Origin of the sequence: Gluconobacter sp. (assembly GCF_047722525.1) — a bacterium.
Classification (GTDB): domain Bacteria; phylum Pseudomonadota; class Alphaproteobacteria; order Acetobacterales; family Acetobacteraceae; genus Gluconobacter.
Map to the genome: position 1 here is coordinate 337,217 of NZ_JBDNYY010000001.1, position 16,877 is coordinate 354,093.

General features: G+C 62.5%; 13 protein-coding genes. All 13 read left to right on the forward strand.

Translation table 11 applies throughout. The annotated features are described in order from the left end of the window. The first annotated feature begins 2 nt into the window (after positions 1–2). The 13 genes from ABF859_RS01615 (at position 3) to ABF859_RS01675 (ending at position 16,866) form a co-directional block, all read left to right on the forward strand. Positions 3–1,196, forward strand: a complete 1,194-nt coding sequence (locus ABF859_RS01615; RefSeq protein WP_415525475.1) for an FtsW/RodA/SpoVE family cell cycle protein — start codon at positions 3–5, stop codon at positions 1,194–1,196. Beyond that, the gene (murG, locus tag ABF859_RS01620; protein WP_415525477.1) at positions 1,193–2,290 is read left to right on the forward strand and encodes an undecaprenyldiphospho-muramoylpentapeptide beta-N-acetylglucosaminyltransferase; all 1,098 of its coding nucleotides are present in this window, start codon (positions 1,193–1,195) and stop codon (positions 2,288–2,290) included. Before ABF859_RS01615 ends, murG begins: the two co-directional genes overlap by 4 nt. A gap of 39 nt (positions 2,291–2,329) precedes the next feature. Next, positions 2,330–3,763, forward strand: coding sequence for a UDP-N-acetylmuramate--L-alanine ligase (gene murC, locus ABF859_RS01625; RefSeq protein WP_415525479.1), 1,434 nt, complete (start codon positions 2,330–2,332; stop codon positions 3,761–3,763). Continuing rightward, positions 3,760–4,680: a UDP-N-acetylmuramate dehydrogenase gene (gene murB, locus ABF859_RS01630; protein ID WP_415525481.1), complete on the forward strand. Its 921-nt coding sequence runs from the start codon at positions 3,760–3,762 to the stop codon at positions 4,678–4,680. The genes murC and murB overlap by 4 nt, the downstream gene beginning before the upstream one ends. Beyond that, positions 4,677–5,588 carry a D-alanine--D-alanine ligase gene (locus ABF859_RS01635; protein ID WP_415525483.1) on the forward strand — a complete coding sequence of 304 codons (912 nt, stop codon included), beginning with the start codon at positions 4,677–4,679 and terminating at the stop codon, positions 5,586–5,588. The genes murB and ABF859_RS01635 overlap by 4 nt, the downstream gene beginning before the upstream one ends. Continuing rightward, positions 5,588–6,526 (forward strand): cell division protein FtsQ/DivIB, encoded by a 939-nt coding sequence (locus ABF859_RS01640; RefSeq protein ID WP_415525485.1) that lies wholly within the window; start codon positions 5,588–5,590, stop codon positions 6,524–6,526. The genes ABF859_RS01635 and ABF859_RS01640 overlap by 1 nt, the downstream gene beginning before the upstream one ends. After that, positions 6,523–7,920: a cell division protein FtsA gene (gene ftsA / locus ABF859_RS01645; protein WP_415525487.1), complete on the forward strand. Its 1,398-nt coding sequence runs from the start codon at positions 6,523–6,525 to the stop codon at positions 7,918–7,920. Before ABF859_RS01640 ends, ftsA begins: the two co-directional genes overlap by 4 nt. Positions 7,921–7,977: 57 nt before the next feature. Next, the gene (ftsZ, locus tag ABF859_RS01650) at positions 7,978–9,519 is read left to right on the forward strand and encodes a cell division protein FtsZ (RefSeq protein ID WP_415525489.1); all 1,542 of its coding nucleotides are present in this window, start codon (positions 7,978–7,980) and stop codon (positions 9,517–9,519) included. 115 nt (positions 9,520–9,634) lie between these two features. Further along, positions 9,635–10,663: a UDP-3-O-acyl-N-acetylglucosamine deacetylase gene (gene lpxC / locus ABF859_RS01655; protein ID WP_415525491.1), complete on the forward strand. Its 1,029-nt coding sequence runs from the start codon at positions 9,635–9,637 to the stop codon at positions 10,661–10,663. Between the two features lie 68 nt (positions 10,664–10,731). Then, the gene (locus ABF859_RS01660; RefSeq protein ID WP_415525493.1) at positions 10,732–11,631 is read left to right on the forward strand and encodes an outer membrane protein assembly factor BamD; all 900 of its coding nucleotides are present in this window, start codon (positions 10,732–10,734) and stop codon (positions 11,629–11,631) included. A gap of 45 nt (positions 11,632–11,676) precedes the next feature. Beyond that, the gene (gene recN / locus ABF859_RS01665) at positions 11,677–13,398 is read left to right on the forward strand and encodes a DNA repair protein RecN (protein ID WP_415525495.1); all 1,722 of its coding nucleotides are present in this window, start codon (positions 11,677–11,679) and stop codon (positions 13,396–13,398) included. Further along, a complete protein-coding gene (ligA, locus tag ABF859_RS01670) occupies positions 13,395–15,446 on the forward strand; it encodes an NAD-dependent DNA ligase LigA (protein ID WP_415525497.1) in 2,052 nt (683 codons plus the stop codon). The genes recN and ligA overlap by 4 nt, the downstream gene beginning before the upstream one ends. Before the next feature lie 70 nt (positions 15,447–15,516). Then, on the forward strand, positions 15,517–16,866 hold the full coding sequence (locus ABF859_RS01675; RefSeq protein ID WP_415525499.1) for a hemolysin family protein: 1,350 nt from the start codon (positions 15,517–15,519) through the stop codon (positions 16,864–16,866). Positions 16,867–16,877: the final 11 nt, after the last annotated feature.

Below are 16,877 nucleotides of genomic sequence, written 5' to 3' on the forward strand. Positions count from 1 at the left end.
GCATGTCGGGACTGTCCCGTGTCGATGCCTCTGCGATTGGCCGCTGGTGGCGCAACCTGGACCGTGTGACGCTGGCCTGTGTGGGGCTGCTGATCGGGCTTGGCTATGTCCTGATGCTCGCGGCCAGCCCTGCCGTCGCATCCCGCATTGGCGCCTCGCGCAACATGTTCATCCTCAAGCAGGTGATCTTCCTGACACTGGCCGGAGCGATCGTGCTTGGGACGTCCTACCTGTCCCGGCAGGCCATCAGGAAACTCGCCATCATCGGCGGCATCATTGCGCTGGGTGCTACGGCCATGACGCTGGTGCACGGCATGGAAATCAAAGGCGCGCGCCGGTGGATCGCACTGCCGATGATGTCGGTTCAGCCTTCCGAGTTCCTCAAGCCCTGCTTTGCTGTCGTGACCGGCTGGCTGCTTTCCGCGCGCCGTTCCGTCGTGATGTGGGGCAACGTCGCGTTTCCAGGCATGCTGATTGCCTTCCTGTGCTTCGGGGTCATTCTGGTGCTGCTGAAATCGCAGCCGGACATCGGCATGCTGTCCGTCATCACGATGGTCTTCATGACCCAGCTTTTCGTGGACGGCCTCAAGCTCTACTGGGTCGGACTGTGCGTCGCCGGCATGGCAGGCGCGTTCGCCGTGGCCTATATCGTTTTTCCGCACGTCCAGTCGCGCGTGCAGCGCTTCCTTCACCCCGACGTGGGCGACCATTACCAGATCGACACCGCTTTGCGCGCTTTCGGAAATGGCGGCCTGCTGGGTCGCGGTCCGGGTGAAGGCCGGGTCAAGGATCTGCTGCCCGATGCCCATGCCGACTTCGTCTTTGCCGTCGCTGGTGAGGAATACGGCCTGATCCTGTGCATCGGCATCATCCTGCTCTTCGGGATCATCGTCCTGCGCACCCTGCTCAAGCTGATGCATGAGGACGATCCGTTCGTCATCGTCTCCGCCGCGGGACTGGTGACAGGTTTTGGTCTTCAGGCTTTCGTCAACATGGGTTCGACATTGCATCTGATCCCGACAAAGGGCATGACGCTGCCCTTCATCTCCTATGGCGGCAGTTCGGCAATGTCGGTGGCCCTGACCATGGGTATGGTTCTGGCCCTGACACGTCATCACGTCGGCCAGAGCAGGATCGGTCAAAAAACCTCTGCTTCTTACAGGCAGGGCCCGCTGTTTGAGAGGAACGCGCCGTGAGCCGCCCCATCGTTATCGCCGCCGGTGGCACGGGCGGACATTTCTTCCCGGCCGAAGCCGTCGCAACCGTGCTCGCGGAACGGGGTCACGACCTTGTCCTGATGACGGACGCCCGGCATGGACGCCGCGAAACCGGCCTGTTCAAGGACCGCCCGCAATATGTGCTGGATGGCGCGGGCGTGGCCGGTAAAGGCATTGGCGGGAAAGTCCGTGGCGTACTCGCCCTGCTGCGCGGCATGATGGAAGCACGACGGGTTCTGAACACCCTTGATGCAGCGGCGGTCGTGGGTTTCGGTGGCTATCCGTCCATCCCGCCTCTGACCGCATCGCGCCTTCTGCCTTCCGCAAAGCGCCCGCAGATGGTCATTCATGAGGGCAATGCCGTGCTCGGGCAGGCCAACGCCTTCCTGTCCCGCTTTTCGCCGCTGATCGCCACATCCTACGCAAATGTCGCCCGGCTTCCCAAAAACGCGCAGACGACGCTGACTGGGATGCCGGTCCGCACAGGCATCGAGGCGCTGTTCGGACATGTCTATGTCCCTCCCCAAGACAGGATCAACCTTCTGGTCTGGGGTGGGTCGCTGGGCGCGCGGGTCTTTTCCGAGATCGTGCCACAGGCACTGGCTGCCCTTCCTGCCGAGTTCCGGAAACGCCTGAAAGTCACACAGCAGATCAAGGCCGATGATCTGGACCGCGTCCGCACCATCTATGAAAATGCGGGGATCGAGGTCGAGGCCGCCCCCTTCTTCACGGATGTTCCGGCCTGCCTGAAAAACGCTCATCTCGTGATCGGACGCGCAGGCGGTTCTTCGGTTGCGGAGCTGGCCATGTCCGGCCGACCGTCCATTCTGGTGCCGTTGCCCATCGCAGCCTCTGATGAACAGGGCGCGAATGGTCAGGCGCTCGTCGATGCTGGCGCTGCCTGGATGGTCCGCCAGCCCGATTTCACGCCCGCAGCCCTGACGGCTCTGCTGACAGACCTCTTTTCTCATCCAGAAAAGCTCGAAAACGCAGCAAAAGCTGCTCATCTGTGCGCGCGCCCTCATGCTGCCGCAAAAGTCGCTGATCTGATTGAGTCCGCCCTGCGGTCCTGATCCCTGTTTTTATCGTTCCTGCCCAAGAGTACCTGCCCCATGCGCGCCCTGCCCCTGAACATCGGAACCATTCACTTCGTCGGTATCGGCGGCATCGGCATGTCCGGCATCGCCGAGGTCCTGCACATGCTCGGCTACAAGGTGCAGGGTTCCGATATCGCCGAGGGCGCCAATGTCGAGCGCCTTCGCCAGGCTGGCATCATCGTGCATATCGGTCATGACGCAGCCAATCTCGGTGATGCTCAGGTCGTCGTGACGTCCACCGCTGTCAAGAAGGACAACCCGGAAGTCGTGGCGGCCCGCGCCAAGCTCATTCCGGTCGTACGTCGTGCGGAAATGCTGGCCGAACTGATGCGTCTGCGCTGGTCTGTCGCCATCGGCGGCACGCATGGCAAGACGACGACCACCAGCCTCGTGGCCTGCGTGCTCGAACATGCCCGTCTGGACCCGACCGTCATCAATGGCGGCATCATCGAGGCTTACGGCACCAACACCCGTATGGGTTCGGGCGACTGGATGGTCGTCGAAGCCGACGAAAGCGACGGCTCCTTCCTGCGCCTGCCAGCCGTGATTGCCGTCGTGACGAACATGGATCCGGAACATCTGGATCACTGGGGCACGGAAGAGGCCATGCAGGCCGGTTACGACCAGTTCGTCTCGAACATCCCGTTCTACGGTTTTGCAGTCCTGTGCGTGGATCACCCGCAGGTGCAGCAGATGATCCCGCGCCTGTCCGATCATCGCGTCATCACCTACGGCTTCAGCCCGCAGGCCGATATCCGCGCCGAGAAGGTCGTCATGGACAAACGGGGTGCCACGTTCGAGGTCGTGGTCACCAACCGCCAGCGCAACCGCTCGCGCCGCGCCGGTCCGTTCCGCCTGCCGATGCTCGGACACCACAACGTCCTGAACTCCCTCGCCGCCATCGCCGTCGCGCTGGAAATGGAAATCAGTGATTCCGTGATCGCGTCCGCCCTGACGACGTTCAAGGGTGTCAAGCGCCGCTTCACGCGCACGGGCGAATATAACGGCATCTCGATCATTGATGATTACGGTCATCACCCGGTCGAAATCGCCGCTGTACTCAAGGCCGCCCGTCAGGCTGGCGCGCGCAACGTCATCGCCGTCATGCAACCGCATCGCTATTCGCGCCTGAAGGTCCTGTTCAACGAGTTCTGCACCTGCATGAACGACGCCGACACGGTCATCGTGGCAGACGTCTACGCGGCAGGCGAAACGCCGATCGAAGACGCAGGCCGTGATGCGCTCGTCGAAGGCCTGCGCGATCGTGGGCATCGGTCCGTCGTGCCTCTTCCCAATCCCGCACACCTGCCGGAAATGATCAACGCCATCGCCAAACCCGGCGATTACGTCGTCTGCCTCGGCGCCGGCACCATCACCCAGTGGGCGCAGGCCCTTCCCGCCCAGCTCGAAGCCCTGAACCGCCAGACCGCGACCGAAGGCGCCGTATGACGGTCAGCAGCGATTTTCCCATCACGGGCCTGCGCGGCAGACTGACCCCGAACGCCCCACTTGGCCCCCGTGCCTGGTTCCGCGTGGGTGGTCCCGCGGACTGGCTGTTCGTCCCCGAAGATCAGGACGATCTGGCCCTGTTCCTGCGCGAAAAGCCGATCTCCATGCCGGTCACGGTTCTGGGTGCCTGCTCGAACGTCATCATCCGCGACGGCGGCATTGTCGGTACGGTCATCCGGCTGGCGCGTGGCTTTGCGGACATCACCGTTCAGGGCAACAGTCTGATCGTGGGCGCGGCCGCCCTCGACATCACCGTGGCCGAACATGCCGCCGCTGCCGGTCTTGCAGGACTGGAGTTCCTGGCAGGCATCCCGGGATCAATCGGTGGCGCCGTCCGCATGAACGCGGGCGCCTACGGATCGGATATCAATGCCGTTCTGGAATGGGCGGACATCCTGACGGCTGAAGGCGATCTGCGCCGCCTGTCCCATAACGACCTCGGTTTTGCGTATCGCCATTCGGACCTTCCAGAAGGCAGCCTGGTGATCCGCGCCAGCCTGCGCGGCACACCAGACAACGCAGACGCCATCCGCAACCGCATCGCGGATATCCGCGCCTCACGCGAGGCCTCGCAGCCCGTGCGGGCCCGAACCGGCGGCTCCACCTTCCGCAACCCCGATGGCCACAAGGCCTGGCAACTGATCGACGAAGCCGGCTGCCGTGGTCTGAAGATCGGCGATGCACAGGTCAGCGAAAAGCACTGCAACTTCCTGCTCAATCTGGGACAGGCCAGCAGCGCAGATCTGGAAACGCTGGGCGAAACCGTGCGCGAAAAAGTGCTGGCACAGAGCGGCGTGGACCTGCATTGGGAAATCAAACGCATCGGACGCAAATCCGAAGGAGAACAGACGGTATGAAGGTCGCAGTCCTGTTGGGGGGAACATCCAGTGAGCGGCCTGTCAGTCTCGTCAGTGGGGAGGCCGCGGTCGAAGCCCTGCGCGAAAAGGGACATGACGTCACGCCAATCGATGTCGGTCCGGATATCGCAACGACCATCGCCAGCCTGAAAGCCGCTGCCCCGGACGTCGTTTTCAACGCCCTGCACGGCCCGCGCGGCGAGGATGGCGCCATTCAGGGTGTGCTGGAATGGCTCAACCTGCCCTACACCCATTCCGGCATCCGTGCTTCGGCCGTCGCGATGGACAAGGGTGCCACTCGCATCCTGCTGGCCGCTGCCGGCCTGCCCGTGGCGCAGGGACGTGTCGTGACAGTCGATGAACTGGCCGAAGCCGACCCGCTTCCGGCTCCCTACGTCATCAAGCCGGTCGCCGAAGGCTCCTCCGTCGGGGTCGAGATCGTGCGGACGGGAGATAACCGCCGCACCGAGATCGCACAGACCTGGCGCTTCGGAAAAGACGCACTGGTCGAGAGCTTTATTCCCGGCCGCGAGCTGACCGCAGGCGTCATGGGAGACCGGGCTCTGGCCGTCACGGATATCCTGCCCTGCGAGACGGCTGCGTTCTATGATTTCGAAGCCAAGTACAAGGCGGGCGGTTCACGCCATGTGGTCCCTGCGGAACTGCCCAAAGCCGTGACGGACCGCGCGCTCGATTACGCCCTGCGTGCTCATCAGACGCTGGGCTGTCAGGGCGCCAGCCGCACGGATTTCCGCTACGACGAGGACACCGACACGCTTGTCATTCTCGAGGTCAACACACAGCCGGGAATGACACCGACCTCCCTGCTTCCGGAACAGGCGGCCTATTGCGGGATTTCCTATCCGGAACTGTGTGACTGGATGGTCCGGGAGGCACTGACGCGCTGATGCGGGAGGATCCGTCCTTTCAGAGAGACGATTTTGTCCGGGAGCGCTATTCCGGGGCCCTGCCGCCCCAGGAAGACCGCCCTTCACGGGCAAAGCTGTTCTGGCGCCGGCAACGGCGGCTGGTCCGGCCTGCGATCGTGTTTCTGGTTGTGATGGGGATTGCCGGGGCGGCCATGCGTCTTCTGTATGACGCGGCCTCCGAAGAGCGCTTTGCCCCGATGCGGGCCCGACTGGTCGAAATGGAGCCGCTGCCCATCCGCCATATCGTCATCAACGGTCGGGGCATGACCAGCGAAGCCTCGATCGGGGAGGCTCTGGGAACCTCGATCGGCCATCCCATCTTCGGATTTTCCGTCGAGGCCGCCCGTCAGAGGCTGGATGAACTTCCGTTCATTGATCACGCGACCGCCGAACGGCACATGCCCGATACGGTCATCATTACCCTTGTTGAGCGCACCCCGATTGCCGTCTGGCAGGACCGGGGGCACTTCATGCTCATCAACCGGGCGGGAGAAGAGGTTCCCGATCAGGGCATGACGGGGAAAAATGCCCAGGCATTCCTGCAACTGCCTCTGGTCGTGGGTGAAGGCGCGAATACGGCAGCAGCCAGCGTGATCGATGCCCTGAACAAGGAACCGCTGGTCAAAAGTCAGGTGACGGCCCTGATCCGCGTGGGCAACCGCCGATGGAACGCCACCCTCAGGGACGGGACGACAGTTCTTCTGCCTGAAGGCGAGGAAGCCGCGGCGTTTACACGTCTGGCCCGCTATCAGCAGAGCATGCGCCTGCTGGAACGACCGGTTCAGTCGATCGACCTGCGCCTTCCCGACCGGATGGTGGTTCACCAGCCGCCGCAGCCCCCGGCACCAACGCCGGACAAGGCAAAAGCCGATCCGTCCTCACCTCCACCACCAGCAGACGGCACGAAGCAGCCATGAATGACCTTACCTCCATGTCAGATCTTCCGGCATTCCGTCGCCGGGGCGGTCTGAGGGGCCGGTCCCTCATTCCCGTCGGTGGCGAACGTGACGTTGGCGTCAACCGGGTTCCACGCGACATCCTGCCCCTCCCCCCGGAGGAAACCCAGCGGAACATCTCCTGGCGTCCGGGGATTTTCGGCGCACTGGATATCGGCACGACCAAAATGACCTGCCTCATCGGAAAGGGTGAGGCCGATGGCTCCATTCAGGTTCTGGGTTATGGATGGCGCCGCTCCCATGGCATCCGTTCCGGGTCCATCGTCGATATCCGGGAAGCCGAAGCCGCAATCCGCGCCACAGTCGGACAGGCGGAGGAAGCCGCCGAGCGCCGTATGGATTCGCTCGTCGTCAACCTGTCCTGCGGCCGCCCTCTGAGCCGTCTGGTAGACGCCCAGATCCCGATCGGGGGCCGGGAGGTCACGGCTGGAGACGTACAGCGCCTGATCGCGGAAGGACAGGCCCGCGCCTGGATGGAAGGCCGCGAAGTCATCCATACGCTCCCTATCGGATATGTCGTTGATTCCATCCCCGGAATCGCCGACCCGATCGGGCATCAGTGCGAAGAACTGGCCACGCGGATGCATGTCGTGGACATGAACTCCAGCGCGCTCCGCACCCTGGACGCCGTCCTGCAACATGCAGAACTGAAGCTGGATGGGCTGGTTGCAAGCCCGTTCGCGTCCGGCGTTTCTGTCCTTGCCGCCGAAGAACGCGAACTCGGGGTGACGGTCGTGGAAATGGGCGGCGGCACGACATCTCTTGCGGTTTTCTGCGAAGGCAAGCTGCTCCACACGGCCCAGATCCGGGTTGGGGGCCTGCATGTGACGCGCGATATCGCGGGCGTACTTTCGACCTCGCTGGAAACAGCCGAACGCCTGAAGACGATGTATGGCGCAGCGCAGATGGGTTCGGACGACCAGCGGGAAATCCTCTCGGTTCCCCTCATCGGCGAAAACAGCGACCGGCTGGTCCGGCTTCAGCGTTCCAAGGTCATTTCCGTCATCCAGCCCCGGATCGAGGAGACGCTCGAACTCGTCCGGCAGTCGCTCGACAACGCAGGGCTGGGCCGACTGGCAAATGGTCGGGTCGTCCTGACAGGCGGCGCGTCGCTGCTCGAAGGAATCGTGCCCGTTGCCACCCGTATTCTGGGCCGGCCTGTCCGGATGGGGAAACCCCAGAACATTTATGGCCTGCCAGAGACGGCCGCGGCTTCGGCAGGCTTTTCAACCGCTGCGGGGCTTCTGGCCTGGGCAGCGGGTGCGGATCGGGATTTCGGAGATATTTCCGCTCCTGAACCAAGACCTCGCGGACTTGTTAAACGTCTCGTAGGCTTCATACGCAACAATGTATAAGCTACTACAGATCATAACGCCCTCACCTGTCGCTTTCATGCAGTTCCGGACCAGATCATGACGCTGAATCTTACTCCTACTCCCAATTCCCACGTTGAACTGGCGCCACGGATTACCGTGATCGGCGTTGGTGGTGGCGGTACGAATGCCGTCGACAACATGATCGCGTCTGAACTCAAGGGCGTGGAGTTCGTCGTTGCCAACACCGATGCCCAGCAGCTTGCCCATTCAAAAGCCGAACGCCGCGTCCAGCTTGGCCCACATCTGACGCGTGGTCTGGGTGCAGGTGCAAAACCGGAAATCGGTCGCGAAGCCGCCGAAGAAGCTGCGCAGGAAATCGACCGGCAGCTTGAAGGTGCAAATCTGGTCTTCATCACGGCTGGCATGGGTGGCGGCACGGGGACGGGCGCCGCTCCGGTCATTGCACGCATGGCCCGTGAGCGGGGCGTTCTGACAGTTGGCGTTGTCTCCAAGCCTTTCAATTTCGAAGGCCGCCGCCGTACGACGGCCGCAGAAAACGGCATTGCCGAACTGCAGAAGCATGTCGATACGCTGATCGTCATCCCGAACCAGAACCTGTTCAATTCGGCGACGCAGAACACGACCTTCCGTGAAGCCTTCCGCATGGCCGACAACGTCCTGAACATGGGCGTGCGCGGCATTACGGATCTCATGGTCTCCCCGGGCCTCATCAATCTCGACTTCGCGGACGTCAAGGCCGTGATGGAAGAGATGGGCAAGGCCATGATGGGGACGGGCGAGGCATCCAGTGAGGAAGACGCGGAAGACCGTGCCGTGCTGGCCGCCGAGCGCGCGATTTCCAACCCGCTGCTGGAAGATGCGTCGATGGCTGGCGCACGTGGCCTCCTCATCAACATCACCGGCGGCGAGGACCTGACACTTTATGAAGTCAATGCCGCCGCAGACCGTATCCGTGAGGAAGTGGCCGACGACGCCAACATCATTTTCGGTGCACTGATCGACGAAAAGCTGAATGGCCGCGTCCGTGTCTCGGTCGTCGCAACCGGCATTGATACACAGCCCCGGCAGGATCCGTCCGCTCCGAGCGAACCCCGGCAGGCAGCGGCACCCCAGACGAACTCTGCCGCCACACCGGCTCCGCGCGACAATCCGGCATCCCGGGCCGCAGCACAGTCTTTCCAGCCCGGTTCCACCTATGCAGGAGGGCCGCCACGCCCGAATTTTGCGATCGACTCCCATCAGGCACCGGCACAGAACACCGCACCCCAGGTCCCGCAGGAAGCTCCGGTTGCCCAGCCTGCCAGCCCTGAAGCACAGCCTTCACGTCAGGAGAACGCACATCAGCCTTCGCCGCGTGCCGGACTGTTCTCTGATCCGTCGCGCCATGCGCCGCAGCCTCAGGCCGAACCACCGCGCAGCCTGTTCGGTCTGGTCACAGGCGCCTTCCGCAGCCGCCCTCCCCAGCAGCCACAGCAGTCCACGCAGCAGCAACCCCAGCAGCGCATGGAACCCGGCACCCGTGACGGGTATCAGCAGCAGCCTCCCCAGCATCCGGAGCAGCCATCCGGTAATGGGGATGATTCCAACCTGGATATTCCCACCTATCTGCGCCGCTGACCTGCTTTCCCCTCACCCTCACGGTGAGGGGGTAATATCCGGCAACAATCGTTGACTGGAACTGAGCCTCGGTATCTGTTTTCTAGTCTTCGGGATCAGATTTTTCGGAGGCTTTATGCAGGTTACGCTCACGCATGGTGGCAACACGGCGAAAGGCGTTGATGCGGGACTGGAGACGCTGTCCGGCATTGACAGTTCGCCCGCCCGCCCGGAGCGCAGCGGTTCGAAAAACCTGCAAACGACCCTTGCCAACCCCATTCACTGTCAGGGGATCGCCCTGCATAGTGGCGTGACCGTCAATCTGGTTCTTTCCCCTGCGCCCGCGAATACGGGTGTCAGGTTCCAGCGTTCCGACATCGAGGGATCTCCCTCCTTCCCTGCCCTCTACGACCATATCGTGGACACCCGTCTTTCGACCGTAGTGGCGTGTAAAACCGATCCCTCCCGGCGCGTTGCAACGATCGAACATCTGATGGCGGCCCTCAACGCCTGTGAAATCGACAATATCCTGATTTCCGTCAGTGGCCCCGAACTGCCGGTTCTGGATGGAGCATCGGACGCCTTTGCCTTCCTGATCCACTGCGCGGGCCGCAGGATGCTGGACACGCCCCGACAGGTCATTGAAATCCTGCGTGACGTCCGGGTCGAAGGCGAGAACGGTGCTTTCGCCGAACTGCGCCCGGCCCAGCGCGGGCTTTCCCTGGCCATTTCGCTGAGCTTCGCGGCTCAGGCCATCGGGAACCAGCGTTACGCCATGCAGCTTGACGAACATCGTTTCATGGAAGAAGTCGCGTTCTGCCGCACCTTCGTCAACCGGCAGGATATCGAGTATCTTCAGAGTATTGGTCTGGCGCGCGGCGGGTCTCTGGACAATGCCGTCGTCGTGGATGGCGAAAATATCCTTAATCCCGCCGGCCTGAAAATCGAGCGCGAATTTGCCCGCCACAAATTACTCGACGCCATTGGAGATCTCTATTGCACCGGCCACAGGATGCAGGCTGGTTTTATTGGTCACAAATCCGGACATGCCCTCAATAACAGACTTCTGCGTGCCGTCTTTGCCGATGCTGCCAACTGGCGTTTCGTACCCACCGGCTCATCCCGAGCCGTTCCCAAGGCCCTGCGCACGCGCGTTGCTGCCTGAGACGCATGGCAGGTCTTTCGTCGGCGCATTCCCGTGATATAAGACGGGCTTCCACGGGAAGAGCAGGTATGACAAGCAGCACTCAGCGTCATTTTGAAGCATCGGTCACGAATGGTGGTTTCATTCTGAGAGCTGCGGCTGTCAGCGGATTTCTGCTGCTTTCCGGCTGTTCAATATTTTCGCATCAGCATGAAAAGCCTGCGATTCCCAAAACCGCTGATGCCGAGACCCTGTACAATTACGGAATCGATGCCCTTCATACGGGGCATTATGAGCTGGCAGGTGGCGAGTTCGAACTGCTTCAGCAGAACTACCCCTATTCCGGCTTCACGGGGAACGCGGAACTCATGGAGGGGTATTCCTACTACCTTCAGGGTGAATACGCGCTTTCGGTCCAGCAGCTCGAACGCTACCTGCAGTTGCACCCGACCAGCCCCGACGCTGCCTATGCATGGTATCTCCGCGCGCTCTGCTATTACGAGCAGATCGCAAATGTCGAGCGTGACCAGCAGGGTACGGTCGAAGCACTGGACGCGCTGGAAGAGGTCATCACCCGCTTCCCGCAGACATCCTATGCCCGTGATGCCCAGTTGAAGATCGATCTGTGCCGCGACCATCTCGCAGGTAAGGAAATGCTGGTCGGGCGCTGGTATCAGCAGCAGCGCAACTATGAAGCGGCCATGACCCGCTACCAGCGCGTCGTTCAGGACTATCAGACGACCAATCACGTCGCCGAAGCCCTGGAACGTCTGGTCGAGGTCTATCTGGCCCTCGGCCTGAAGGATCAGGCGCATCAGACCGCCGCCGTTCTCGGCTACAACTATCCCGACAGCCAGTGGTATCGTTATGCCTATAATGATCTTCGGGAAAACAAGCTGCTCAAGGGCGATCTCAAGAAACCGGTCGTTCACCACACCGAGCAGAGCCATCGCGGATTTTTCTCCCGGATGTGGCACAGCGTCTTCTGATACTGGCCCTTTGAAACAGGCCGTCACACTCCCAACATTGCTGTCATGCTGACACATCTCTCGATCCGCGATGTCGTTCTGATCGAAAAGCTCGATCTTGGTCTCGCCCCTGGTCTGACGGTCCTGACTGGCGAGACCGGCGCCGGCAAGTCCATCCTGCTCGACAGTCTGGGCCTCGCCCTCGGAGAGCGCGCAAGCGGCGGCCTCGTGCGCTCGGGAGCCACGCAGGCCAGCGTATCGGCCATTTTCGAAATCTCCGCCGACCATCCCGTTTTCGCCCTGCTCGATGAACACGGCATCGTTCGCGAAGACCCGACGGACCCGGTTGTCCTGCGGCGCATCGTGACCCCGGACGCCCGCTCGCGCGCCTATATCTGCGATCAGCCGGTCGGCGTCGGCCTGTTGCGACGTGTGGGCGCACATCTCGTGGAAATCCAGGGCCAGCATGAACAGATGGGGCTTGCCGACCAGAGCACCCATCTCGATCTGCTGGATGCCTTCGGGACAGCCCCCGCCCTCAGGGACAAAACAGCCCGCAGCTTCCGGCAATGGGCGGCGGCACGCAGCGCCCTCAAAGCCGCCCGCAATGATATGGAAACCGCGGCCCGCGAAGAAGAATGGTTGCGCCAGACAGTCGATGATCTGGAGCGGCTGGCCCCACAGGAAGGGGAAGAAGATGCCCTGGCCGCAATACGCGTCAGCCTGCAGCGCGATGAGCGCCGCGGGGAGGCCGTTGCCGCAGCGTTATCGGAGCTGACCCCGCGTGATCGCCGCTCCTCCGCGCCCGCCGCCGCCCTGCGCTCGGCAAGCCGTGCCCTGGCCAGACTTCTGCCTGCGCCAACGGAAACCGAAACCCTCTCGGACAGTCATCAGACGCAGGCTCAGGATGCGCTCGATGCACTTGGAAAAGCCGAAGAGGCCCTTGCCGAAGCCGAAATGCTGCTCAGCCGCCTTGCAGCCGATACGGAAGGCGATCCCCGGTTGCTGGAAGAGACGGAAGAGCGTCTTTTTGCCCTCCGTGCCGAAGCCCGCAAACACAACGTGTCGGTCGCGGAACTTCCCGGCTTTCTCGCAGACCTGAAGAAACGGCTGGCGGCCCTCGATTCCGGGAATGCCGAACTGGCACGGCTGGAAACGGCCCTGACCGAAGCCCGTCTCGAATATGAGGACGCCGCACGCACGCTCTCTGCCGCACGCCGGAAAGCCGCCGAAAAACTTGAAAAGGCCGTCAGTGCAGAACTGCGTCCCGTCAAGCTGGAACGCGCCCGCTTCATCGTCTCGCTCCTCCCGCTCGAGCCTGACCACTGGAACAGTCAGGGCATGGAGCAGGCCTCCTTCCTGATCGCCGCCAATCCCGGACAGTCCCCTGGCCCTCTCGCCAAGGTGGCGTCCGGCGGTGAACTCTCGCGCCTCATGCTGGCGCTGAAAGTGGTTCTGGCCGAACGCTCCGACGTGGGCACCCTCGTGTTCGATGAGGTCGATTCCGGCGTCGGGGGGGCAACCGCCTCCTCCATCGGCGACCGGCTGCACAAAGTCGCGCAGGACGTGCAGGTTCTGGTCGTCACCCACAGCCCACAGGTTGCGGCACGCGGCGACCATCACCTGCGGATCGCCAAGCGTGTCCGCAACGAACGCACCGAAACCCTGGCCGAGCCTCTGCCCCATGACGCCCGGCGTGAGGAAATCGCCCGGATGCTCGCGGGCGATACCATTACCGACGCAGCCCGCGGGGCTGCCGACAGCCTTCTGGGACATCAGATTTCATGACCATTGCCCCTGTATCTGCCGCCGAGCGTCACGCTGAACTCGAAGCGGACCTCGCGCGGTGGGACGAGGCTTATCATGGCCATGACGCGCCCGAGGTTTCCGATGCCGTTTATGACGCGGCCCGGCGGGAGCTTCTGGCCCTTGAAGAAGCCCATCCGGAGCTGCGGACCGAAGGCGGCGCCAGCCAGCGCGTTGGTGCCGCACCTGATTCCGCGTTCGGGAAATACCGCCATCTCGTGCCGATGCTGTCACTCGATAACGTGTTCGACCCCGAAGGTTTCGACGGCTTCGTCTCGAAAGTCGGGCGTTTTCTGGGGCTGGACGAGGAGAAGTTGCAGGCCCTCCAGTTCGTGGCCGAACCCAAGATCGACGGCCTGTCCATCAGCCTGACTTACGAGCACGGCCGCTTCGTACGCGGGACCACGCGCGGTGATGGCATCGAAGGCGAGGATGTTACAGCCAACCTGCTGACCCTGAATGATATTCCGCACGAACTTCCCTCAGATGCCCCCGAGCGTCTCGAAATCCGTGGCGAAGTCTTCCTCTCCAAAAGCAGCTTTCTGACGCTCAACGAACAGCAGATTGCCCGCGGTGCCCGGCCTTTCGCCAATCCCCGCAACGCCGCCGCCGGCTCCCTCCGCCAGCTCGATGCGGAAATCACCCGCAGCCGTCCCCTGTCGATGTTTGCCTATGCGCAGGGCTACACCTCCTCGCCCGTCGCCCCGACGCACTGGGACTATCTGGAAAAGCTGCGATGCTGGGGCTTCAGGGTCAATCCGCTCTCGCAGATGATCGCCCATGCCCGGGATATCCCCGCCTATGTCGAGAAGCTTGCCCGCGAACGTTCGGGGCTGGATTACGATATCGACGGCATCGTCTTCAAACTGGACGATATCACTCTTCAGGACCGGCTCGGTTTCGTGGGCCGCGCGCCACGCTGGGCCATCGCATGGAAGTTTCCCGCCGAACAGGCCATCACGCGCCTGCGGGAGATCGAGATCCAGGTCGGCCGGACAGGAGCCCTGACTCCGGTCGCCCATCTGGAGCCTGTCAATGTCGGCGGCGTCATCGTCTCGCGCGCCACCCTGCACAACGAGGACGAAATCGCCCGCAAGGATGTTCGTGTCGGTGATCTGGTCCGTCTTCAGCGCGCAGGCGACGTCATCCCGCAGATCCTTGGACCTGTCCCGAGCGAGGCGCCTCGTTCGGAGCCGTTCGTCTATCCCGACCACTGCCCCGTCTGCGGATCGCTCGCCGAGCGCATACATGGCGAAGCCGTCCGCCGCTGCACAGGCGGCCTGACCTGCGAAGCGCAGGTCGTGGAACGCCTGATCCACATGGTCTCGCGCAACGCCTTCGACATTGACGGTCTCGGCGAACGCAGTATCCGCGAGTTCCATGATGCCGGCTATATCCGCACGCCCGGCGACATTTTCCGCCTGCGCGCCCATGAAGATACCCTCCTCCAGCGTGACGGCTGGGGCCGACTGTCCGTGGACAATCTCCTTCGCGCCATCGACGAACGCCGGACCATACCGCTGTCCCGCCTGATTTTCGGCCTTGGCATCCGGCGGATCGGAGAGCGCAACGCCCAACTCCTTGCCCGCCATTACCAGACCTTCGGGAACTGGCGCGCCGCCATGCTGGCCGCCCGCCCGGACTCCGAGGAGCGTGCCGCCCTTGGTGCAATCATGGGCGTGGGTGACGCAATCGCCGATGAACTCTCCGCCTTCTTCTCAGAAAGCCACAATGTCGAAACGCTCGACGATCTGGCTTCGGAGCTCACGGACATCATCCCCGAAGAAACCCCATCGGAAGGGCATCTTTCCGGAAAGGTCATTGTCTTCACCGGCACGATGACCACCATGAGCCGCCCTGAAGCCAAGGCCATCGCCGAGCGACTGGGGGCACAGGTCACCGACAGCGTCTCGAAAAAGACATCCCTGGTTGTGCTGGGAGAAAAAGCTGGCTCAAAAGCGAAAAAAGCGGCCGAACTCGGGATCAAGACCGTCGATGAGAGTGGCTGGCGCACGCTCGCGGGACTGTAAGAAAGCCGTAGAAACACACCCGCGAGAAAGTTGGTAACAGGGCGCCTTTTCAGGGTATAACGCCTCCCGCATGTCAGTTTCCCCCTCTTCCCAGCACCAGATTGTCCTTCTCCTGCTGGGCCTTGCCGCCACGGTCGCGCTGATTGGCGTCTCCGTGCTGATCTCGCTGTCCGAAATCTCCTTTGCCGCCGCACGTGATGTGCGGCTGCGCTCCAAAGCGGAAGCAGGGGATCCAAGAGCCGTCGCATTCCTCAAACTGCGCCGCAACAGCGGTCAGGTCATCACGGTCCTTCAGATCTGCCTGAACGCGGTCGGGGTTCTGGGCGGCATCATCAGCGAATCCATGCTGAGCGACCCGATTGCGGAAGGCTTCCGTGTTCTCGGGACGGGCCCGGCGCTGGCCAACAAGCTGGGCTCGGCCTGCTCCTTCATCCTGATCACCGGCCTGTTCGTCCTGTTCGCCGATCTTCTGCCCAAGCGGATCGCCATGAACGCCCCGGACCGGATCGCGCTCAAGGTCGGCTGGTTCCCGGCTGTTGCCCTCAAGGTTCTCTATCCGGCCGTTCTGGTTTTCTCGAAGATTTCCGACTGGCTGCTCAGACTTCTCAAGATCCCGGCCGCGGCCACCGTCGAGCCCGTAACGCCGGAAGACCTGCGGGCCATTCTCGCAGCCGGAACAGCCTCGGGTGTGCTTCTGGAAGAAGAACACCAGATGATCCAGAACGTCCTCGGCCTTCAGGACCGCGCCGTCACCTCAGCCATGACCCCGCGCGACGAGATCGTGTTCCTCGACGTGCAGGAAAGCCCGGAAAGCCAGCGCGACAAGGTCCGGGTGCGCCCGTATTCGCGCTATCCGCTGTGCGATGGCGGCCTCGACAAGGTCATAGGCTCCATCCGCGCAGAAGACGTTCTGGTGGCGGTAGTGGACGAACCGCAGCCCAAGAGCACAGGTCTTGCACCCGTCGCCAGCCAGATCTTCAAAATGCGGCGCGACGTGCTTTCCCTCCCCGACACGCTGAACCTGTGGGAGACACTGGCCCAGTTCGAAGCCCATTCCGCTGGATTCGCCCTGATCGTCAACGAGTATGGCCTGGTTGTGGGCCTCATCACCTACAAGGACATCATGGGCGCCCTGATGGACGGTCTGGTCAGCCCGTTCGAAGAACAGGCCATCGTCCGCCGCGACGAAAAATCCTGGCTGATCGATGGCGCAGCACCCATTGGCGATGTCATTCGTGAACTGGACATCCCCATGTTTGACGATGCCCAGAACTTCGACACCGTTGGCGGCTTCGTCATGAACCGCCTCCGTCGCATGGCGCGCAAGGCGGACAGTGTGCAGTCATCCGGATTCCGGTTTGAAGTCGTGGATGTGGAAGGTTTCAGAATCAACCAGTTGCTGGTGACACGTCTGAACTGACTTCCGTCGGC